Genomic DNA, 21,887 nt, shown 5'->3' with positions numbered 1-21,887 from the left:
AAAATGCTGATTTTTTATGCGTTACTAGCTTTTAGAATTAAAAAGCTAGTAATTTTTTCGGATTAATATATTTTCCGTCTTCAACTACTTCGAAATGCATGTGGACGCCAGCCGCTTGATTCCACTCGTTATCAGTCGCTTTTCCTAAAGCTTGACCTTGAGTAACCTCATCGCCTTCTTTTACAGCGATATCCTTTACAGAGCTATAATGTGTTTGCATGCCATTTGGATGCTCGATGACAATTTTATTGCCTGTAAATGCGTCTAGTTTTACTTCTAGTACTTTACCAGTCATTGCAGCTAGTACTTCAAATTCTTCTCCATTCATAGCAATAGAGATACCAGAAGACGTTGTAAATGTTTGATTAAATACCATTAGTGCATTTTCACGAGACTCTTCATTCGCTTCTAGCTCATAAAACTCTTGTAAGATTTGTACTTTACTAAGGCTCTCTTCTTTGAATGGATACATCATGTTTTCAGTACGTGCATTTGTTTCTACAACAGGACCTGAATCAACTTCTGCTAAATCTGGTAACGGTGCCTCTTCTACTTTAGATACGAGACTATTGTAACCAAATAACAATCCTGCTAGAACTAGTGCACCACCTGTGTAAACTACCGGCCAAAACCATGGTTTCTTTTGTAACTGACCATTTTCCTTTTGATTTGGATTCTGGTTTTGAGAAGCTTTATTATTTTTATCCTCTCTCATTTTCATCACCTCTAGTTGCAGTGTGAACAACTAGAAGTTATTTTAAACATGCATCTATTTTTTTTATTTCAATATCTTGATAATAATAGTGTAAAATTTCAGCAGCAGTTTTCCCTTCATTTGCCATAGCCTCTGCCCCATATTGACTCATTCCTACTCCATGACCATATCCTTTAGTTTTTACATGAACCTTTCTAGTATTACCATTATAAACAATTAAAAAATCAGTGGATGGTATTCCAAGAAACGTTCGAACCTCTCTCCCTGTCCAAACATTATTCCCTAACTGTAGACGCTCCACACGCCCTGAGTCATTGTAAAATAGCTGTATACGATTAAAATCACTAGCTTGCCATTGTATTGGCCATAATTTATTCCATTGTGCTAGCGACCACTCTTGCTCTGCCTCAAATTTAGGAGATGTTTGATCTGAAACACTTGCAACACTTTGCAAATATGGAATATTATTTCCACTATAGCCGTAGGCACTTTCAGTTTGTCCATTACTTGTTGAATGAAACATAGCTGTAATTAAATCATTATTATAAAGAAGAACTTGTCCTTTCGTTTCATTGATGGCTTCGACAATTTTCTTTTCATTTCCCAGGAAATTGCTAGCCCAATTCGCTTTTCTTTGACTCTCATCATAGAAAACTTGCTTTGCTACAGTCGGTGCGATTGCTTTTTTACCGTAATTTGTCGTTTTTAATGCATAAGTACGTGCTGCAATTGCCTGTGCCTTCAATGCCTCCTTTTTAAAAGAAACAGGCATTTCTGCCGCTACTACCCCGGTTATATACGTCTCTAAAGGGATTTTTTCCTTTTGTCCCTCCACTTCTATAAATAGTTCACAAGCTTTTTCATCCGCTGTTGGAGGTTGCACTTCCTCCCGTCTTTCGCTTACCCCTAAAACAGGAAGCACATATAACGCTCCCAATAAACAAAGGACACCTATACTAATCATCCATTTTTTCATAAGGAATAATATGCTTGATACTATTTAGTTATGAGAAATAAAAAAACCCCTCTGCTACTGTAAGCAAAGGGTTTTAACATCATATTAGTTTGTAGGTAATTCAACAGAAATGTCTTCAGCTGTCACAACTTCTTCATCCGTAATACGTTCAATATTTGCCCCAAGAGAAGCCAATTTACCATGGAAATCAACATATCCACGATCTAAATGGTGAAGCTTTGTAACACGTGTAATTCCTTCTGATACTAAACCTGCTAAAATCAGTGCAGCCGCAGCTCGTAAATCCGTTGCCATTACTTCAGCACCCTGAAGCTGTACTGGCCCCTCAATAAACACAGAGCGTCCTTCTATTTTAGCACCCGCATTCATGCGACGGAACTCCTCAACATGCATAAAACGATTTTCAAATACGGTCTCTGTAATGATACTCGTACCTTCTGCAGTCAACATTAAGGCCATCATTTGTGATTGCATATCTGTCGGGAAGCCTGGATGTGGCATTGTTTTAATATCTACAGCTTTTAATGTCTGAGGAACACGTACACGAATACCTTCATCCAATTCTATAATTTCTACGCCCATTTCGCGCATCTTCGCAATCAAAGCTGTCATATGCTCAGGAACTGCGTTTTCGATGACCACATCACCCTTAGTAATAGCTGCTGCTACCATAAATGTACCAGCCTCAATGCGGTCGGGAATAATATGATGCTCTACTCCATATAATGTATCGACTCCTTCGATACGAATCGTATTTGTACCAGCACCAATTACACGACCACCCATACTATTAATGAAGTTAGCAAGGTCAACGATTTCAGGCTCCTTTGCAGCATTTTCAATCACAGTTGTCCCTTCTGCTAGAGATGCTGCTGTCATAATATTTTCAGTTGCCCCAACACTTGGGAAGTCTAAATATACATTTGCTCCTTTTAAACGACCCTCTGTCTTTGCCTCTACATAGCCATGACCAAATGAAATCTTCGCCCCCATTGCTTCGAAACCTTTTAAGTGTAATTCAATTGGGCGAGAACCGATTGCACATCCTCCTGGTAACGCAACACGAGCATAACCATTACGCGCAAGCAATGATCCCATTACTAAAATAGATGCACGCATTTTACTAACAAACTCAAACTGTGCTTCACTAGAAAGTTCTTTTGTTGCATCTATATATACGGCATTATCTTCAGGTATATATGTAACTGCTGCGTTTAAACTTTTAAGTACTTCGTTTATTGTAAAGACGTCTGCTAAGTTAGGGACTTCTTTAATTACATTTTCTCCCTTTGAAGCAAGTAAAGCTGCTGCCAGGATTGGTAACACTGCATTTTTTGCGCCCTCTACACGTACTTTTCCCTGTAGTTTTTGGCCGCCAGTCACTATTATTTTATCCACCCTATGTCCCTCCGAATTCAATCTATTAACCTACCGAATTTTTATTTTAATAAAGAAGTATAATGTCATAATCAGTAAACAAACAACTCTATAGTACAACTTTTTTAACGCCCATTCAAGCGTCCAAATCACTATTTTAAGGCATTATTAGATATTTTGCTATTTATTTATTGTACGCTATCAAATTTTTTTTGTGAATGACCAATAACCAGTTCGCTTCTAATACATACCCAAAGATGTATGAACAAAAAACAACTTTTAGAAGTTTTTTTATACATAGTTCAAAGGGCCACATAAATGTTATTATAAAGTCCTTTGAAGTATGTAGTGTTGAGGTGTAAGATTCGAATTGATATTGTCGAGGCTTTAAAATAAGTATGGAAGTTTTCCAGACCAGTTAGATATTTGTAGAAAGAAATTGGATACAGCAGAACCAATTGTAATACTCAATAAAATATAAATAAGTTGAATCTGAAATACTCTATTCTTCTTGAATAATTTTTCTGTCATAAAAGCCTGTAATGCGTAAAATGTAATAGCTATAAAAAACAAATGAGATAATATACCCAATAAAGCTTCTTGTCCTATTGCTTCATAAAGCTCCATTTTTCCCCCTCCAACTGTCCTTTAATATCAAGCACTTTAAAAAACGGGCAGATGCTATATCTGCCCGTTAAAAATGAATTAGATATTACCCTCATGAACGTTGATACGATTCAACGCACGTTTTAATGCTAGGTCAGCACGTTTGAAATCAATGTTGTCTTGTTTACCTTGAAGACGTCCTTCAGCACGTTTAACGGCTTCTTTTGCACGTTGAACATCAATATTTACAGCAACTTCAGCAGAAGGCGCTAAAATAGAGATCTTTTCTGGACGAACTTCAATGAAACCACCGCTAACAGCAACAATGTCAGTAGAACCGTCTGCTTTTTTCAGCTTCACTGCACCAATTGCAAGTGGAGCAACCATTGGAATATGGCCTGCAAGAACACCGATTTCTCCTGAAGTTGTTTTAGCGATTACCATTGATACTTCAGAATCGTATACCGGGCCGTCGGGAGTGACAATATTGACTAGAACTGTCTTCATATTTTTTCCTCCTCGTCCCTAGTATTAAACCTCTACGCCCATGCTTTTCGCTTTTTCAACTACTTCATCAATTGAACCAACTAGACGGAAAGCATCTTCTGGTAGGTGATCCCATTTGCCATCAAGGATTTCCTTGAATGAACGAACAGTTTCTTTTACAGGTACATAAGAACCTTTTTGACCAGTGAATTGTTCCGCTACGTGGAAGTTTTGTGATAAGAAGAATTGAATACGACGAGCACGTTCTACTGTTTGTTTATCTTCATCAGATAACTCATCCATACCTAAAATTGCAATGATATCTTGTAATTCACGGTAACGTTGGATTGTACGTTGTACACCAGTAGCAATTGCATAGTGCTCAGCGCCTACGATTTCAGGTGATAACGCACGTGAAGTCGAAGCTAATGGGTCAACCGCAGGGTAGATACCCATTTCTGATAATTTACGCTCAAGGTTAGTAGTTGCATCTAAGTGGGCGAAAGTTGTAGCTGGAGCCGGGTCAGTATAGTCATCGGCTGGTACATAGATCGCTTGGATAGAAGTTACAGATCCTTTGTTCGTAGATGTAATACGCTCTTGTAGTTTACCCATTTCTGTAGCAAGTGTTGGTTGGTAACCTACCGCTGAAGGCATACGACCTAATAGGGCAGAAACCTCAGAACCTGCTTGCGTGAAACGGAAGATATTGTCGATGAATAAAAGTACGTCAGCACCTTGCTCATCACGGAAGTATTCTGCCATTGTAAGACCCGTTAAAGCTACACGCATACGTGCACCTGGTGGCTCATTCATTTGACCGAATACCATCGCTGTTTGCTTGATAACGCCTGAATCGCTCATCTCGAAGAATAAGTCGTTCCCTTCACGAGTACGCTCACCTACACCAGCGAATACAGAGATACCAGAGTGCTCTTGTGCGATGTTATTGATTAATTCTTGGATTAATACTGTTTTACCTACGCCGGCACCACCGAACAGACCGATTTTACCACCTTTGATGTATGGTGCTAATAAGTCTACTACTTTGATACCTGTTTCAAGAATTTCAACTGTAGTTGAAAGTTCTTCGAATGTTGGTGCTTCGCGGTGAATTGAATCACGACGAGCGTCAGCTGGAATCTCTTCACCTAAGTCGATTACTTCACCTAGTACGTTGAATACACGACCTAAAGTAACTTCACCAACTGGTACTGAGATAGCTTTTCCTGAGTCTGTTACTTCTGCTCCACGTTGTAAGCCATCAGTAGATGACATTGCAATTGTACGAACAGAATCATCACCTAAATGAAGCGCAACTTCTAATGCAAGAATTGTTGGTTCTTCATTAGGACGTTCAATCTTAACTGTTAGTGAGTTATAGATTGCTGGTAATTGGCCATTGTCAAATTTTACGTCAACAACTGGACCCATTACTTGAATAACATGTCCTTTATTCATTACTGTGTATCCTCCTATCGTATTCTTATACGACATTGGGAAGCTGGCCTATTCTAAGGCTGCAGCTCCACCAACGATTTCTGTAATTTCTTGTGTAATCGCCGCTTGACGCGCACGGTTATATTGCAATGAAAGGTCTGAAATAAGATCAGATGCGTTATCAGTTGCATTTTTCATAGCCGTCATACGAGAAGCATGTTCACTTGCTTTTCCATCTAATAATGCGCCATAAACTAAGCTTTCCGCGTATTGTGGAAGTAACACTTCAAGAATTGCTTCACCAGATGGCTCAAATTCGTAAGAAGCATTGCTGCTAGCAGGTGCAAGATCTGTTAATGGAAGAAGTTTTTTCTCTGTCACTTCGTTAGCAATAGCGCTGACAAAGTGATTATAGTACATATAAAGTTGATCATACGTACCGTCAATGAACATACCAACAGCATTACGAGCGATTTCTTTAATATCAGCAAATGTAGGTTGGTCCGGAAGACCGACAACATCACTGATGACATTATGATCACGTTTCACAAAGTAGTCACGTACAACACGACCGATTGCTAAAATCACGTATTCGTCTTTAGATTTATGACGCTCGTCAATTGTACGTTGTACTTGACGTAGGATACTTGAGTTGTAAGCACCTGCAAGACCACGGTCAGAACCAATGACTAAGTAAGCTGTTTTCTTAACAGGACGAGCAGTTAACATTGGGTGTCCACTGTCTTTTGTTCCTGAAGCGATCGCGCCTACTACGTCCTGAATTTTTTCCATGTAAGGAACGTACGCTTTAGCGTTTTGCTCTGCACGACGTAACTTAGAAGAAGAAACCATCTGCATCGCTTTCGTAATTTGTTTCGTACTCTTTGTAGAATTAATACGACCTTTTATTTCGCGTAAGTTTACCACTGGTATTTCACCACCTTTTGTTTTTTAATCAAGTGACTAGCTCGAACTTATTCTGATTTAGCGAAAGTTTTTTTGAACTCCGTTAAAGCTGCTACGTAATCAGCATCTGGAGCAAGCTCTTTTGTAGTACGAACGTGATCTAAAACGTTTGTGTGGTTTGAATCTAACCAGCTTAAGAATTCACTTTCAAAGCGAACGATATCTTGTACTGGAATATCATCTAAGTGACCTTTAGTTAATGCATAAAGGATTGCAACTTGCTTTTCAACTTTAAGTGGTTTGTTTAGGTCTTGTTTAAGAACTTCAACCGTACGTTTACCACGCTCAAGTTTAGCTAGTGTAATTTTATCTAAATCTGAACCAAATTGAGCAAATGATTCAAGCTCACGGAATGCAGCTAAGTCAAGACGTAGTGTACCCGCAACTTTTTTCATCGCTTTAATTTGAGCAGATCCACCTACACGTGATACAGAAAGACCGGCGTTAATCGCTGGACGTACACCTGAGTTGAATAAGTCAGATTGTAAGAATATTTGACCATCAGTAATTGAGATAACGTTAGTTGGGATGTATGCAGAGATATCCCCAGCTTGTGTCTCAACGAATGGAAGTGCTGTAATAGAACCATTTTGATATGTTTCATTTAACTTCGCAGCACGTTCAAGTAAGCGGCTGTGTAAGTAGAAAACGTCACCAGGGTAAGCTTCACGACCTGGAGGACGGCGTAGAAGAAGTGAAAGTTCACGGTAAGCTGATGCTTGTTTAGAAAGATCATCATACACGATTAATACGTGCTTACCTTGTAACATGAATTCTTCTGCCATAGAAACACCAGCAAATGGTGCTAAGAATAGTAATGGAGCTGGTTGAGATGCAGCAGCAGTTACTACGATTGTATAATCTAATGCACCGTGCTTACGGAAAGTTTCAACTACACCACGTACAGTTGATTCTTTTTGACCGATTGCAACATAGATACAAATCATATTTTCGCCATCTTGGTTTAAGATTGTATCGATTGCTACAGATGTTTTACCTACTTGACGGTCACCGATGATTAACTCACGTTGACCACGACCAATTGGTACTAAAGCGTCAATTGCTTTGATACCCGTTTGTAATGGTTCATGTACTGATTTACGAGCCATTACACCGAAAGCAGGACTTTCGATTGGACGAGATTTAGTTGTGTTGATTGGACCTTGTCCATCCACTGGTTGACCAAGTGGGTTTACAACACGGCCAATTAGTTCTTCACCAACTGGTACTTCCATGATACGACCTGTACGACGAACTTCATCGCCTTCTTTGATGTCTGTGTATGGACCTAAGATTACGATACCAACGTTACCTTCTTCTAGGTTTTGAGCCATACCCATAACACCATTAGAGAACTCAAGAAGTTCTCCAGCCATGGCGTTGTCGAGGCCATGAGCAAGAGCGATACCGTCACCAATACGGATAACTGTACCAACTTCGCTTACTTTAAGTTCAGATTCATAATTCTCAATCTGTTGTTTAATCAGACTGCTGATTTCTTCAGCCTTGATGCCCATGTATGTCACCTCTCACATTTCTAAATTATTAACCGATTAATTCACGTTTTAGGCGCTCAAGTTTGTTCGCTACTGAGCTATCGTAAATATGATTACCGATTTGAACACGAATACCACCAAGTAGTGATGGATCAATTTCGTTTGTAATGTTTAATGATTGTTTCCCTACAAGCTTCGCAAATGTTGTAGAAATATTAGCGCTTTCTTCAGCAGAAAGTGCACGAGTAGAGAATACTGTTGCATCTGCAGTACCTTGTGCCTTTGCAGCAAGCTCAGCATATGCATTCGCAATAAGCTTCACTTCGTTTACACGTTTTTTCTCAACTAATAGTTGAACTGTACGTAAAACCTCTGGAGTTGCACCTGCAAAGATTTCAGCTACCATTTGTTTCTTACGTCCGATAGAGAACTTTGGAGCATTTAAAAGCGTTAATAAATCCGGAGATTCTTTAACAATCTTTGTTAGCTCGTTTAAGTCTGCTCCAACTTCAGCAAGAATATTTTTTTGTTGCGCTAATTCAAAAAGCGCTTGAGCGTAACGTTTTGCTACAGCTGAATTACTCATCGAGCTTCCCCTGCCTTCGCAATCGTCTCTTCAATTAGAGCACGGTTGTCTGCCTCAGAAATCTCTTTGCTAAGGACTTTAGATGCTGCAAGTACAGATAATGAAACGACTTCATCACGTACAGCTGCAATAGCTTTTTCTTTTTCAGACTCAATTTCACGTAAAGCCGATTCTTTCAAGCGGTTTGCTTCATTACGAGCTGCAGTAAGAATTTCATCTTTTTGTAGTTCGCCTTGCTTCTTAGCGCCTTCAACAATCGATTGTGCTTCCGTACGAGCTTCTTTAAGAAGGCTCTTTTGTTCTTCTAAAAATTGGTGCGAATCTTTACGCGCTTTTTCAGCTGCTTCGATCTCACTCGCTACTAACTCTTCACGTTGTTGCATGATGCCCATAAGTGGACCCCAAGCGACTTTCTTAAGTAAGAACATTAATACTAAAAAGATAACTAATGTTGCGATGATGTCTCCGCTGTTGAACTGACCAGCGCCAGCACCTAGTACAAGATTATCTAAAAACACGATTGTTTCACTCCCTTCAAGAGCTTTAACTTCAACATAATTTATGGACTTAAAAAACTACCTATTTTAAAAAGCTATATTTACACATAGCTTTTATCCGTTCCAAAATGAAGGGCGAAGTTTCATCTGGAGAATCCTGCTTCGCCACTAGTAAAATTCAGTGTTCAACTGAATTATTTGTTCATTACGATGAATGCTACTACTACTGCGATGATCGGTAGGGCTTCAACTAATGCAACCCCGATGAACATTGTAGTTTGAAGAACGCCACGAGCTTCTGGTTGACGAGCAATACCTTCTACTGTTTTTGATACGATAAGACCGTTACCGATACCTGCACCAAGTGCACCTAAACCGATTGCGATTGCTGCTGCTAATAAACCTAATGAACCTGTCATTTGAAAATTTCCTCCTTGGAATTGTTTGTTTTTTTGTTGTTCAAGCATATGATATATGCTTTATATTAATGGTCATCGCTCACTTTATGAGCCATGTAAACCATTGTTAACATTGTGAAGATAAAGGCTTGGATAAAGCCGATGAAAATTGAGAAACCTTGCCATGCCATCATTGGAACGATTGCCCCGATGAATCCCACAGCACCTGATGATGCTAAACCGGCTAATAAGCCAAGTAAAATCTCACCCGCGTAAATGTTACCGTAAAGACGTAAACCTAACGTTAATGTATTTGCAAATTCCTCTACTATTTTAAGTGGGAACATGAAAGACATTGGTTTAAAGAATGTACCAGCATAATGGCCTGTACCCTTCATTTTTACACCATAGAAATGCGATAAAACTAAAATCATCGTTGCCAACGTCATCGTTACAGTTGGGTCAGCTGTTGGTGATTTCCACCAAAGTTCATGACCATAAGCGATTGAGAATGGAAGACCTAATAAGTTAGATACTGCGATAAACATAATTAGCGTAATACCTAGAATGTGGAATCGACCACCAGTTTTCCAGTCCATATTGCTTTTGATGATATTCTTAACGAAGTCCATAATCCATTCCATGAAGTTTTGCATACCAGTTGGTTTTAGTTTTAAGCTTCTAGTTGAAATAAAGGCAATTAAAAATACGATAATTGCAGCAACTAGTAACATCAGAACTGTCGATTTATTAAAAGTTAAAAAACCGACTTCTAGTAACGGAGCTTCATGATTCATTGTTATTTTTCACCTCTCTTTCTAATTTAAAGCACATTAGCGGTTCCTTACATGTGACACAATTCTCTCGACAAAGAGAAAAACGTACGGAATCATTAGCCCTATGACCGTGCTAATTAAGTGAAAATAGTTTGGCAACGAAATGGCTATTGCGACTGCCGCAACACCTGATCCAAAGCGAAGTGCTGTACCAAGTGAGCCTATTTTCTTCCCTTCACTAATGGACCTGTCAAACTTCTCCATACGGCGAACTAGAATCCAAAAATTATACGTACCAAAGAATGCACCGACTGCGATGCCCGCAAATACAGTTTGAAAGGAAGTGAATCCCCAGCCTAATGCGCAGAGTGCAAGCAAAAAAAATAACGCCCTCTTCTGCACAGCAAAAATGTGATGCAAATCTAGCATTGGTTGTAATCTCCTGAATCAAATTTTCGAGTATTGAAAGCGTTTGCTGACCACCATGTGAAATCAGAAAAGAGCAGTGAAAGGCACTACTCACAGCGGAATAGTAATGGGAGAGTCATTTCAATTACAGGTGTAAATACCCAAAAAATAACTTTACACCCCTTACCAACTCGGTAAAAACCGAAACGCACAAAACGTTGCAAATCGACAGTTTTATTTTGAACTGTCAATTTAGTAGAAAGTTGATATAACAAGTGTTTCAACGTCCTAATTATGACTGAAACCCTTATCATTCTTACCCTTTGTAAGCATACAATAGGTGATATTTGAAGTCAATTGGTAATAGAGAAAAACTTCACAACCTATATACTCTTGTCAAATTGTTGACAAATTTGTGTATGAAATTTCATAGTTTCAAATGTTCTTATTTTCTTGGCTCATAGAAAAAGCTAATTTACGACATAATTATGCTCATAAATTAGCTTACCCAATTCAACAGGTACATTAGACTTATTTTTTAATTTAATTATAGTACATTAATTAGTTTTTTGTAAAAAACCTAGCAATGCCTCTACAATTCGTTTAGATGCATGTCCATCACCATATGGATTTGATGCTTGTGCCATCGCCTCATAAGCCTTTTTATCTGTTAACAATTCTTTAGCTAAGGCGTAAATTGTATCTTCTTCAGTTCCTGCTAGCTTTAGTGTTCCAGCTGCAATTCCTTCAGGGCGCTCTGTTGTGTCTCTAAGGACAAGAACTGGCTTCCCTAGTGATGGTGCCTCTTCTTGGACGCCACCTGAGTCCGTTAAAATCATGTAAGAGCTCGCCGCGAAGTTATGGAAGTCAAATACTTCAAGAGGCTCTATTAAATGTACACGTTCATTGTCACCTAAAATTTCATTTGCGATTTCTCTTACAGCAGGATTCATATGGACCGGATATACCACTTGAACATCATCATGCTCAGCTAAAATTCGAGTGATTGCTTTGAACATATGACGCATTGGCTCACCAAGATTTTCACGACGATGTGCCGTTAATAAAATCATGCGATCTTCGCCAATTTTGTCTAATACAGGATGCGTGTAATGCTCGCTAACAGTTGTAGCTAATGCATCAATAGCCGTATTACCTGTTACAAATATTGTATCAGCGTTTTTATTTTCATCTAAAAGATTCTTTTTAGATACTTCAGTTGGGGCGAAATGTAAATCAGCCATTACACCTGTTAACTGGCGGTTCATTTCCTCCGGGTATGGTGAATACTTATTCCAAGTTCGCAGTCCTGCTTCAACATGCCCAATTGCGATTTGGTTATAAAACGCCGCCAAGCTTGCAATGAAAGTCGTTGCTGTATCACCGTGTACCAAAACGATATCCGGCTGTGCTTCCTTCATTACTTGATCTAAACCTTGCAATGCGTTTGTCGTCACATCAATTAATGTTTGACGATCTTTCATTATATTTAAATCATAGTTCGGTGTTATTTCAAATGTCTCTAGTACTTGATCTAGCATTTGGCGATGTTGTGCTGTTACTGTTACAATAGATTCTATTTGCTCAGGATACTTTTGTAACTCCAAAACAAGAGGAGCCATTTTAATTGCTTCTGGTCTTGTACCAAAAATCGTCATTACTTTCCATTTTTTCATCAAAACGATCTGCACCGTCCTTTTTGTTATTGTATGAAAAGGACACCACACCAGTTGAAGTTCAACAAGAGGAGTACTTACCTAGACATACTATGAAACGCCCTTCAAAATTGAAGGACGCTTTCACAAATTATTAGTTTCCTAAATGAGGAAATTCATAACAACATTTTTATTTTGTGCCGAATAGGCGGTCTCCGGCATCACCTAGACCAGGTACAATATAGCCATGATCGTTTAGCTTTTCATCCAAAGCAGCAATGTAAATATCTACGTCTGAATGTTCTTCTTGAATAGCTTTGACACCCTCTGGTGCAGCGATTAAGCACATGAATTTAATGTTTTTAGCTCCACGTTTTTTCAATGAGTTGATAGCTTCCACTGCTGAACCACCAGTTGCTAACATTGGATCTACAATAATGAAATCACGTTCTTCCACATCTGCTGGAAGCTTTGCGTAATATTCAACTGGTTTTAATGTTTCAGGATCGCGATAAAGACCAATATGGCCAACTTTTGCTGCAGGGATAAGCTTTAGTACGCCATCTACCATACCAATTCCTGCACGTAGAATTGGTACAATCGCTAGCTTTTTACCAGAAAGTACTTTTGTTTTCGCAATCGTTACAGGTGTTTCAATTTCAATTTCTTCCACTGGCATATCACGTGTAATTTCAAATGCCATAAGTGTTGCTACTTCGTCTACTAGCTCACGAAATTCTTTTGTACCTGTATTCTTGTCGCGAATATAAGTTAATTTGTGTTGGATTAGTGGATGATCAAATACATAGACTTTGCTCAAAGGGATTCTCTCCTAACCGTTCGGATTTCATTTTTATCTCAACTAGTATAACAGAAAAAAGGAGCCGCCTCAAAAATAAATTTAAGGCAACTCCTTTTATTATATTTTCTTTGGACCAAGAGAGTTATTGATCAAGAATTAAATCTAACTCTTCTATTGCCATTGGTTTAAAATAGAAAAATCCTTGTCCAACTGTACAACCTAATGCACGGAGTATTTCAACCTGTTCTTCTGTTTCAATTCCCTCTGCCACAGAAATCATTCCTAAGTTTAAAGCCAATTGAATAATCGAGCGTACAATAGCAAGCGTTGCAGGATCCTCTAACGCATTAATAAAGCTTCGATCAATCTTTAATTCAGTGAATGGTAATTGTTGCAGATAGCTCAATGAAGAAAATCCTGTCCCGAAATCATCCACGGATGTTTTGAAACCATAGCTTTTTAATTCTTGTATAATTTTATAGGCAGATTGGAAATCTACTAAACCTATATTTTCTGTTACTTCCAATATAATATTACTTGGTTCTATACCATACTTCCGAACGAGCTTTAGCGTATCTTGAACAAAATGCGTATAGTAAAAATGATCAGGTGAAATATTGACTGCTATTTCCACTAATTTCTTTCCTAACTTTTGCCGCTCTGCCAGCCATGAAAGCACAGTTTCTAAAACTAAAACGTCAATTTCTCTAACCTTTCCTGCACTTTCCGCTACTGGAATAAAGATTGCTGGTGACACAAAGCCTAGCTTTGGGGATATCCAGCGTGCAAGAGCCTCTATACTTTGAATCTCTCCATTCCGCAAATCTACTTTTGGCTGTAAATGAACTGTAATTTCTTTATTTTTGATTGCCTGTGACAAATGATTTAAAACAGTCATTTGCTGTACCAGAATGTCATTTTTTTCTGTCGTAAAAATTTCAATATGTGTACCTGGTTTATCGGTAGCAAAGGAGAGCGCATTATCAGCAAATCGAATTGCATCATTAATCTTTATGTCATCATTAAAAGAAGCAATGCCTGTTTTTAACGTGATGTAGATTTGTTTTCCTCCTATTATAAATGGCTGCCTAATTGTCTCTTTAATACGGCTTTCATATTTATTTAAATTTTCCTCGAAAGTCATGGTGGATAAAATTAGACTCGAGCTAGTAAATCTAGCAATATATTCGCGATCCGCTGGTTTGTCTTGCTCTAGTCGTTTGGCGAGCTGCCTTAATAATTCATCGCCAAATTCTCGCCCATACAATTCAACCACTTGATGAAATTCGCTTGGCTTTACAATTTTGATATAACCATTTTGTCCACGTTCAACCTCTTTTTCGAGGAAATTCACAAAGCTATGACGATTAGGTAAACCTGTTGTAATGTCAGTATAGGCTAAATCCCATATTTTTCTTTGTGCTCTTGCATACGTAAACGCTAAGGCAACAAGCGCACCAATTTTACGAAACATACTTTTAAAATATGAGGAGTCATTCTGTGCTTGCTCATAATATATTGAAAATAGCCCTATGGCTTGCCGCTGTTGATTGCGTATAGGTATAAATAATCCATACGGTTTGTGCGATGAGGCAGCAAACTGTTTATGTTCATCTGGAATATGTACCTCATCCAAGTTTTCAATGAAAATAGAGGTTTCTGATTGCATAACCTTCGTAAAAAAATCAATATTTTCACAGCATCTCGGTACATCTTTTGATCGACAATTATCTGTAAAAGCCTGTAATAGATTGCTCTCTGTTTTGATGAGAACCATACTTGAAGTTTTCGGCATAAAAAACTCATCAATTCCATGACAAATAATATGCATCTTTTGCTCAAAAGAGCTATCTCTCTCTATCGCCTTATACATATCATTTTCTAAACGCATTAAGAAATCTTCTGTATGATAATACGTAACATCTTTCATAAGGACCAACACATATTGCGTAATATTTGTATCATTTCGAAATGGTAGTGCTTGTATTTCTGCCCAAAATAGGGGTTTATTGATACCTTTATGATGTAGCTTTGCTTGCACCATGATACCGTTATGTATTTTTTCTTTGATCATTTTAATGGTTGTCATTTTTTCATCTGATAGCCATGCAAAATAATTAGTTTTTAGGATTTGTGACCTCGAAGCATTTGTAAGGTTACAAAAAGATTCATTACACTCTACTATAATATGATGATTTGTTGCATCAAAAATTACATAGCTTTCCTTAGAATTATCCCCTAATTTAAGAATACTATTTAATAAAACATCATTATCTACATCTAACGATTTAGTGACCATCCAACCCCTCCGTCTCTATCACTTCATCCCATTTCCATTGTACATAATATTTAATTAAATTTTCACTTTTATTAAAAAAAACTTCTTTTCTTGGACACTATCTGTCCTCAGTCTACTATAATATATTGCTTTCTACTGATTATATGTAAATTTATTCAAAATAAAGAGGATTATTCTACTTAATTAAAAAAATATGTATTTTATTGTTTTGAAATAAAAAACTGTGTTTAAAGTGAAATTTTCACTCTAAACACAGTCTATAAATGAGATTAAGCGTATAATGGATGTTTATCTGTTAATGCTTTTACGCGATCTTTTGCATCCGCTTGAACCGCTTCATCTTCAGGGTTTTTAAGAACAGCTGCAATAATTGCACCCACTTCTTTCATATCTTCCTCTTTAAAGCCACGAGATGTAACGGCAGGTGTACCGATACGAATACCTGAAGTAACAAATGGAGACTCCGTATCGTAAGGGATTGTATTTTTGTTAGTTGTAATGCCCACTTCGTCTAATGCATGCTCTGCTACTTTACCTGTTAGACTAAGAGATTTAACGTTTAATAGTAATAAGTGGTTATCTGTACCACCAGATACAATTTCAACGCCCTCTTCAATTAGTACTTCAGCTAGAGCTTTTGCATTTAATTTTATTTGTTTTGCATAGTCTTTAAATTCTGGTTGTAATACTTCGCCAAATGCAACAGCTTTAGCAGCAATGACATGCATTAATGGTCCACCCTGAATTCCAGGGAATACAGATTTGTTTAATTTTTGCTCCCATTCTTTTGAAGCAAGGATTAATCCACCACGTGGTCCACGTAATGTTTTATGTGTAGTTGATGTAACAAAGTCTGCATACGGAACTGGAGATTGATGTTCGCCAACAGCTACAAGACCAGCAATATGTGCCATATCCACCATGAAGTATGCACCTACTTCATCTGCGATTTCACGGAATTTAGAGAAGTCGATTTCACGTGGGTATGCAGAAGCACCTGCAACAATAAGTTTTGGCTTATGCTCTAATGCTTTTTGACGCACATCTTCGTAATCGATAACTTGTGTGTCTTTTGTTACACCATATTCCACAAAATTATAAAGAATACCCGAGAAATTTACAGGAGATCCATGCGTTAAGTGACCACCATGTGAAAGGTTCATACCAAGAACCGTGTCACCTGGTTCTAAAATTGTGTGGTATACAGCCATATTCGCTTGCGCACCAGAGTGTGGTTGCACGTTTGCGTATTCTGCTCCAAAAATTTCTTTCACACGATCACGTGCGATATCTTCAACTACGTCTACATGTTCACAGCCACCATAGTAGCGTTTACCTGGATAACCTTCTGCGTATTTATTTGTCAGTACAGAACCTTGAGCTTCCATTACTGCTTCTGAAACAAAGTTTTCAGATGCAATCAATTCGATATTTGCTTGTTGACGTTTTTTTTCTGCAAGAATTCCTTCTAATACTGCTTTGTCTTGTACTGCTAATTTTTCATATGCCATGTTAGAAAAAGCCTCCTAGTATCCTCTATTATTTATATACAGCACGTTCCCCGCCAATTAGCTTTGGACGTGTTGTTGCAATCGTCACCACTGCTTCTCCCACCATTTTCACTGATGTGCGAACTGGGACAGCTACTGCTTTCAAATGCATACCAATTAATGTTTGGCCAATATCAATACCTGCATGTGCCTGAATGGTTTCAACAACCACAGGGTTAGCAAAACGCGTATAGGCGTATGCGGACATAGAGCCACCAGCAGTACGTACTGGAACTACCGCCACTGGATCGTAGCCAAAACGTTCAGCTGTTGATGCCTCCATTGTAATAGCACGATTAATATGCTCACAGCCTTGAAACGCTAAATGTAGCTGGTGTTTCATTGCAAATTCTTGTAACGGCTCGAAAATCGCTTCCCCTATCTCCAATGCGCCTGCTGTGCCAATTTTCTGACCAATCACTTCAGATGTAGAGCATCCTACGACAAAAATAGTATGAGGTCGTAATGTTACCTGCTCTTCAAATTCACTGAGTAACTGAGTCAAATGCGTTCGTATTTGTTTTACAACCATTAAGCTCAGCTCCTTCATCTATATCCATTAAAATCATGCCATATATGACATCCTTGATGAATGCCATATATGGAATAACAATCATTTATTGCTCAAGTTCAGTAATTTTTTCGATGCGTCGTGTATGACGACCACCTTCAAACTCAGTTTCTAGCCACGTTTGGACAATTTCACGTGCAAGACCTGGGCCAATAACACGTTCCCCCATAGCTAAAATATTAGAGTCATTATGGCATCGTGTTGCCTTCGCACTAAATACATCATGTACTAGCGCACAACGAATACCGTTCACCTTATTTGCAGCAATTGACATACCAATTCCCGTGCCACAAATTAAAATGCCTTTATCAAATTCTCCGTTCGCTACACCATCTGAAACTGGCTTTGCGTAATCCGGATAGTCTACTGAATCCGCAGATTGTGGACCAAAATCTTCGTAGCTAATATGAAGCTCGTCTAGTAGCTGCATGATCTCACGACGTAGGTTGTTGCCTCCGTGATCAGAAGAAATTGCTATTCTCACTGGGTTCCCTCTTTTCGAATTATAGTCAACCTTAGTGTACCACTTCTTTCTGAAGAATAACACGATTTTTCTTGTATTTTTATGCTGATTTCTCCTAAAAGACGAACATTTATTGTTAACAAACTAAAAATTATTCACTTTTAAGTTATTTTTTCTGTGGATAGTGTGCATATCATGTTAATAAATTCGGATAACGGTCTTTTGTTGTAATATTCTATCTACTAAAGTTTTTTTCACATTTTATATACAGTGGACAAACTAACTCACTATTTCTTCCAAAAATAAAAAAACTGTCTATAAATCCGATTTTTCATCGCATTTATAAACAGCCTTTCAGGACTAAGCCTGTCGATCAAATTGTTGAATCACTTTATGCAAAGCTTCTGATTGCTTTTTTAAACTTTGTGCTAGGTGCTCTACCTGTTCAATAGCATAGGCTTGCTCTTCAGCCGCACTACGAACTTCTTGTGCACCCGCTGATGTTTCTTCTGCAATTGCAGCCACTTCTTGTGATTGACGAGCAGTTGTCTCAATATTGTGCATTTGCTGTTCAATTAGTGAAGATATCTCTACAATCGCTGTTGCCATTTCATGTACATTAGATGACATACCTTCTACAGCTGTCGTTGTTTCAGATACTCGATCTGCTTCCTTCGTTGCAAAGGCTACCTGTTCATTCATTTGTTTAACTACGACCTCAACATTTTGCTGCATAGACTGGATCAAAGCTGTAATCCCTTGGACAGCTTTTGCACTTTCATCTGCTAAACCGCGAACTTCTTCCGCAACTACAGCGAAGCCTTTTCCATGTTCTCCTGCACGAGCTGCTTCAATTGATGCATTTAAAGCTAGTAAATTTGTTTGTGCCGCAATATCACCAACTAAGCCTATAATACGCTCAACTTGACCCGCATTTTCTTCTAATGCATGAATGCTTTTTAAGGCCTCATTGTTACCCGTAGCTATTTGCTGAATACTATTAACTAATGTTTCGATTGCATTTGTTGTTGTCGATAAATTATGTAATATCTCTGTAGATTGTGATGCAGATGCCTCTGCTCTACTATTTACTTCTGTCGCAAGAGCTCGTACATCCTCAATTGCCTCAGCGGTATCTTGTACAGCTGTCGCAGATGCTTCGGCTCCTGCCGAAATATGCTTAACGGTTGACGCAATACCTTCTGCTTTTCGAGTAGCGACTCCCGCTTCATCTGAGAGCTGAATGATCGATTGATTGGTCTGTTGGAAATTTTGATCGATACTTTCCACCATTTGACGTAAATTTAGCACCATTTGTTGGAATGCCTCTGCAACCGAACGAATCTCATCGTTTGTTTTTGGCATTTGAACATCCTGTCCAATTTTCCCCTCTGCTACGAGAGTTGCGGAATGCTCAAGTTGTTGTAACGGTTTAATTAAAATTACGCTAAAAATGGCAGCCAATATGCCTGACCATGTAATTCCTAATGCATAAGTCACCACTTGAAACACTTTTCCATTAATACTCGGGAAGAAGGTCGGTTGTAAATATTCAATAAATATAAAACTGATACTGTAAGTAATTAATGCTAGCACGCTCACAAATAACACCAATTTAAGTCGTAAACCAAATTGTTTTTTCATAGGGCTCCTCAATTCTATTTTAGTTTTTGTATTAATTGATCAACCAATTCATGTAACTCCACATATGTTGCTTCGTATATTGCTCTATTACCACCGTAAGGATCGACTACATTCTCCAGGCTACCTTCATTCGTATACTCTTTCAATGTAAATACTTTATGATCAGTTCCTGGGAAACTTGAAATGACAGTGTCTTTGTGAGCGGTAGTCATCGTTAGGACTAAATCTGCCCAGTCCATTTCTACCATGGATAATTGTGTTGCAGAATGCTGATGAGACATCCCGGCATCATTTAACATTTGTTGCGCATGTGCTGACATTTGGGCATTAGGCATAGCATAAATACCTGCAGAACGTACTTCTAAATTGTCTATTTGTTTATGTTTTAATATGACTTCTGCCATTGGACTGCGACAAGTATTGCCTGTACAAACAAATAATATTTTCACACTTATCACTCTCCATTTTTATATGAATTATTGCTGAATAGCTAGGATACTCATGATTATAAAAATAATGCCAGCAACGATTTGAATTTTATTCCCAAAAAAGACTTGGCTCCTACGTGCAATGACTAATGACCCATAGGCGCAAATCAAGGCACTCAAGCCTGCACTCATAATAAAAATTGTTTTTTCTAAGTTTAGCATACCAAAAGAAACACTAACTGAAAAGGTATCTAGGCTTGCAGTCACGGCTAAAAGTACGGGGGAAATTGTAACTTTTTCATCCCGGTGAGAGAATAATAGTAAATGCACACCAATGCAAAATAACAAAATACTCGATATCCATTGTCCCCATTCTAATAGAAAACGAACTAAATAGTTTCCTAATTCAAATCCCAATAAAGGAAAAATCATATGCAATGCAGCCGTCCATATTGATAAAAATAAGCGATATCTAACATTCGGCAGCAATACATATAGACCAATAACATCAACAGACGTTAATATACCTGCAAGAATTCCCTGCAAGAATGCACTCCTTCTCTCCCTAATATTTTATCATTTTATGCTCGAAAATACATTATTATCATATTTGTCCACATAAGTTTTTCGTTTTTATAAATATGATCCATGCACATAAAAAAGGACAAAAGACATGTGAATTTTCAATGTCTTTTGTCACTCAACTTTATTTATAATGAATACCATTTGCCCCCAGAGGCCTTTTCAAGTCTATTCATAATAGCTGCTCCTACGCCTTCCGTCGAAGTTGTCGTAGCTAAAATAACGGTAGCTGTTGTCTTATCACATTCTCTAAGTGCATGGTATAACGAAGCACCCATTTCTTCTTTACTTCCCTCTTCACCTACTGAAAAGTAAAAATCAGCTTTACTATGTTGGAAATTTTCAGGTGCAAGAAGTGCTACGGCATGTCCTTGCTGCTGTAATTGTTGAACAGCTTTGCTTACTTCCCCATCATGACAATTGATTAAGTATACCGGTGCATTTGGTGCATAATGTGTATATTTCATGCCCGGAGCCTTTGGAGTCTCTTCTAATTTCTGCTCTATTTTGGTTGGTTGAATAACCGGACCAATTTTAGCTTCAAGCATCTCCTTTGTAATGCCACCTGGACGTAAAATTACTGGAGGCTCATGTGTCACATCTAATACAGTGGACTCTAGCCCAATACCTGTGGAACCTCCATCTAAAATATAAGGTATGTACCCTCCCAAATCATCTAAAACATGGATTGCTTCTGTTGGACTCGGCTTACCACTACGATTAGCACTTGGAGCAGCAAGTGGTTTTTGAAGCTGCTGTAATAAGGCAAGCGCTACTGGATGGTCTGGCATCCGAATACCGACAGTCGATAATCCAGCCGTTACACTTTGAGCCAACACATTTGGTTTAGCAGGCATCACAAGTGTTAACGGTCCTGGCCAAAATAAATCCATGCATTGTTTGGCAATGTCAGAAATATGTTCTATATAGTTCGTTACTTCCTCTTTTGTACCAACATGAACAATTAAAGGGTTATCTGAAGGGCGGCCCTTCGCTTCAAATATCTTCTTCACTGCCACATCATTTGTGGCAACAGCTCCTAGCCCATAAACCGTTTCTGTCGGAAATGCTACTACCTCTCCCGCATTTAAGATATCCACAGCATGTGTATAATTAATTTGACTATTCACATTACTGTCCACAACCTTGCAAACGGTTTCCATGAT

At 38.3% G+C, this 21,887-nt stretch carries 23 protein-coding genes; all 23 read right to left on the bottom strand.

Translation table 11 applies throughout. The features are described 5' to 3' along the window. Positions 1–37: 37 nt before the first annotated feature. Positions 38–715: a M23 family metallopeptidase gene (locus PI85_RS15275; RefSeq protein ID WP_036123068.1), complete on the bottom strand. Its 678-nt coding sequence runs from the start codon at positions 713–715 to the stop codon at positions 38–40. A 37-nt stretch (positions 716–752) separates the two neighbouring features. Next, positions 753–1,637, bottom strand: a complete 885-nt coding sequence (gene spoIID / locus PI85_RS15270) for a stage II sporulation protein D (protein ID WP_235318493.1) — start codon at positions 1,635–1,637, stop codon at positions 753–755. Positions 1,638–1,775: 138 nt separating this feature from the next. Next, complete coding sequence (murA, locus tag PI85_RS15265) at positions 1,776–3,089, bottom strand: UDP-N-acetylglucosamine 1-carboxyvinyltransferase (RefSeq protein ID WP_036123063.1); 1,314 nt, start codon at positions 3,087–3,089, stop codon at positions 1,776–1,778. Positions 3,090–3,455: 366 nt separating this feature from the next. Next, positions 3,456–3,695: a DUF1146 family protein gene (locus PI85_RS15260; RefSeq protein ID WP_008180537.1), complete on the bottom strand. Its 240-nt coding sequence runs from the start codon at positions 3,693–3,695 to the stop codon at positions 3,456–3,458. Positions 3,696–3,773: 78 nt separating this feature from the next. Continuing rightward, positions 3,774–4,181, bottom strand: a complete 408-nt coding sequence (locus PI85_RS15255) for a F0F1 ATP synthase subunit epsilon (RefSeq protein ID WP_025114765.1) — start codon at positions 4,179–4,181, stop codon at positions 3,774–3,776. 24 nt (positions 4,182–4,205) lie between these two features. Next, positions 4,206–5,621, bottom strand: a complete 1,416-nt coding sequence (atpD, locus tag PI85_RS15250; protein WP_025114766.1) for a F0F1 ATP synthase subunit beta — start codon at positions 5,619–5,621, stop codon at positions 4,206–4,208. 48 nt (positions 5,622–5,669) lie between these two features. Further along, positions 5,670–6,527: an ATP synthase F1 subunit gamma gene (atpG, locus tag PI85_RS15245; protein WP_008180542.1), complete on the bottom strand. Its 858-nt coding sequence runs from the start codon at positions 6,525–6,527 to the stop codon at positions 5,670–5,672. Positions 6,528–6,574: 47 nt separating this feature from the next. Beyond that, positions 6,575–8,083, bottom strand: coding sequence for a F0F1 ATP synthase subunit alpha (gene atpA / locus PI85_RS15240; RefSeq protein WP_008180544.1), 1,509 nt, complete (start codon positions 8,081–8,083; stop codon positions 6,575–6,577). Between the two features lie 28 nt (positions 8,084–8,111). Next, complete coding sequence (locus tag PI85_RS15235) at positions 8,112–8,648, bottom strand: F0F1 ATP synthase subunit delta (RefSeq protein ID WP_008180546.1); 537 nt, start codon at positions 8,646–8,648, stop codon at positions 8,112–8,114. Next, positions 8,645–9,166, bottom strand: a complete 522-nt coding sequence (atpF, locus tag PI85_RS15230; RefSeq protein WP_008180548.1) for a F0F1 ATP synthase subunit B — start codon at positions 9,164–9,166, stop codon at positions 8,645–8,647. Before atpF ends, PI85_RS15235 begins: the two co-directional genes overlap by 4 nt. A gap of 173 nt (positions 9,167–9,339) precedes the next feature. Continuing rightward, positions 9,340–9,564, bottom strand: a complete 225-nt coding sequence (atpE, locus tag PI85_RS15225) for a F0F1 ATP synthase subunit C (RefSeq protein WP_004269474.1) — start codon at positions 9,562–9,564, stop codon at positions 9,340–9,342. A 65-nt stretch (positions 9,565–9,629) separates the two neighbouring features. Continuing rightward, a complete protein-coding gene (gene atpB, locus PI85_RS15220) occupies positions 9,630–10,340 on the bottom strand; it encodes a F0F1 ATP synthase subunit A (RefSeq protein WP_036123061.1) in 711 nt (236 codons plus the stop codon). Between the two features lie 36 nt (positions 10,341–10,376). Continuing rightward, the gene (locus PI85_RS15215; protein WP_008180553.1) at positions 10,377–10,748 is read right to left on the bottom strand and encodes an ATP synthase subunit I; all 372 of its coding nucleotides are present in this window, start codon (positions 10,746–10,748) and stop codon (positions 10,377–10,379) included. Between the two features lie 536 nt (positions 10,749–11,284). Continuing rightward, positions 11,285–12,406 (bottom strand): non-hydrolyzing UDP-N-acetylglucosamine 2-epimerase, encoded by a 1,122-nt coding sequence (wecB, locus tag PI85_RS15210; protein ID WP_036123058.1) that lies wholly within the window; start codon positions 12,404–12,406, stop codon positions 11,285–11,287. 166 nt (positions 12,407–12,572) lie between these two features. Next, entirely contained in the window at positions 12,573–13,202 is a 630-nt protein-coding gene (gene upp, locus PI85_RS15205) for a uracil phosphoribosyltransferase (protein WP_008180557.1), read from the bottom strand. Between the two features lie 124 nt (positions 13,203–13,326). After that, positions 13,327–15,483 (bottom strand): EAL domain-containing protein, encoded by a 2,157-nt coding sequence (locus PI85_RS15200; RefSeq protein ID WP_036123054.1) that lies wholly within the window; start codon positions 15,481–15,483, stop codon positions 13,327–13,329. A gap of 269 nt (positions 15,484–15,752) precedes the next feature. Further along, on the bottom strand, positions 15,753–16,994 hold the full coding sequence (glyA, locus tag PI85_RS15195; RefSeq protein WP_036123051.1) for a serine hydroxymethyltransferase: 1,242 nt from the start codon (positions 16,992–16,994) through the stop codon (positions 15,753–15,755). Positions 16,995–17,022: 28 nt separating this feature from the next. Further along, on the bottom strand, positions 17,023–17,565 hold the full coding sequence (locus PI85_RS15190) for a TIGR01440 family protein (protein ID WP_025114771.1): 543 nt from the start codon (positions 17,563–17,565) through the stop codon (positions 17,023–17,025). An 85-nt stretch (positions 17,566–17,650) separates the two neighbouring features. Then, complete coding sequence (gene rpiB, locus PI85_RS15185) at positions 17,651–18,088, bottom strand: ribose 5-phosphate isomerase B (protein WP_036123047.1); 438 nt, start codon at positions 18,086–18,088, stop codon at positions 17,651–17,653. A 339-nt stretch (positions 18,089–18,427) separates the two neighbouring features. Beyond that, positions 18,428–19,711, bottom strand: coding sequence for a methyl-accepting chemotaxis protein (locus tag PI85_RS15180; protein WP_036123044.1), 1,284 nt, complete (start codon positions 19,709–19,711; stop codon positions 18,428–18,430). A gap of 14 nt (positions 19,712–19,725) precedes the next feature. Next, positions 19,726–20,160, bottom strand: coding sequence for a low molecular weight protein arginine phosphatase (locus PI85_RS15175; RefSeq protein WP_036123041.1), 435 nt, complete (start codon positions 20,158–20,160; stop codon positions 19,726–19,728). Positions 20,161–20,187: 27 nt separating this feature from the next. Next, the gene (locus PI85_RS15170) at positions 20,188–20,685 is read right to left on the bottom strand and encodes a manganese efflux pump (RefSeq protein WP_036123039.1); all 498 of its coding nucleotides are present in this window, start codon (positions 20,683–20,685) and stop codon (positions 20,188–20,190) included. 164 nt (positions 20,686–20,849) lie between these two features. Continuing rightward, positions 20,850–21,884 carry an L-threonylcarbamoyladenylate synthase gene (locus PI85_RS15165; protein ID WP_036123037.1) on the bottom strand — a complete coding sequence of 345 codons (1,035 nt, stop codon included), beginning with the start codon at positions 21,882–21,884 and terminating at the stop codon, positions 20,850–20,852. Positions 21,885–21,887 lie beyond the last annotated feature (3 nt).

It is taken from the genome of Lysinibacillus sp. A1 (genome assembly GCF_000801965.1).
GTDB classification, from domain to species: domain Bacteria; phylum Bacillota; class Bacilli; order Bacillales_A; family Planococcaceae; genus Lysinibacillus; species Lysinibacillus fusiformis.
The sequence above is the reverse complement of the archived record's forward strand: the minus strand, read 5'-3'. Positions and strand labels throughout refer to the sequence as shown.

Bases quoted from the DNA above. Each gene is read 5' to 3' on its own strand.
- PI85_RS15215 (WP_008180553.1), bottom strand. From the start codon at position 10,748: ATGCTAGATTTGCATCACATTTTTGCTGTGCAGAAGAGGGCGTTATTT.
- atpE (WP_004269474.1), bottom strand. From the start codon at position 9,564: ATGACAGGTTCATTAGGTTTATTAGCAGCAGCAATCGCAATCGGTTTA.
- PI85_RS15275 (WP_036123068.1), bottom strand. From the start codon at position 715: ATGAGAGAGGATAAAAATAATAAAGCTTCTCAAAACCAGAATCCAAAT.
- PI85_RS15190 (WP_025114771.1), bottom strand. From the start codon at position 17,565: ATGGTTGTAAAACAAATACGAACGCATTTGACTCAGTTACTCAGTGAA.
- glyA (WP_036123051.1), bottom strand. From the start codon at position 16,994: ATGGCATATGAAAAATTAGCAGTACAAGACAAAGCAGTATTAGAAGGA.
- PI85_RS15260 (WP_008180537.1), bottom strand. From the start codon at position 3,695: ATGGAGCTTTATGAAGCAATAGGACAAGAAGCTTTATTGGGTATATTA.
- PI85_RS15235 (WP_008180546.1), bottom strand. From the start codon at position 8,648: ATGAGTAATTCAGCTGTAGCAAAACGTTACGCTCAAGCGCTTTTTGAA.
- PI85_RS15200 (WP_036123054.1), bottom strand. From the start codon at position 15,483: ATGGTCACTAAATCGTTAGATGTAGATAATGATGTTTTATTAAATAGT.
- atpB (WP_036123061.1), bottom strand. From the start codon at position 10,340: ATGAATCATGAAGCTCCGTTACTAGAAGTCGGTTTTTTAACTTTTAAT.
- PI85_RS15255 (WP_025114765.1), bottom strand. From the start codon at position 4,181: ATGAAGACAGTTCTAGTCAATATTGTCACTCCCGACGGCCCGGTATAC.
- PI85_RS15165 (WP_036123037.1), bottom strand. From the start codon at position 21,884: ATGGAAACCGTTTGCAAGGTTGTGGACAGTAATGTGAATAGTCAAATT.
- atpD (WP_025114766.1), bottom strand. From the start codon at position 5,621: ATGAATAAAGGACATGTTATTCAAGTAATGGGTCCAGTTGTTGACGTA.
- atpA (WP_008180544.1), bottom strand. From the start codon at position 8,083: ATGGGCATCAAGGCTGAAGAAATCAGCAGTCTGATTAAACAACAGATT.
- PI85_RS15180 (WP_036123044.1), bottom strand. From the start codon at position 19,711: ATGAAAAAACAATTTGGTTTACGACTTAAATTGGTGTTATTTGTGAGC.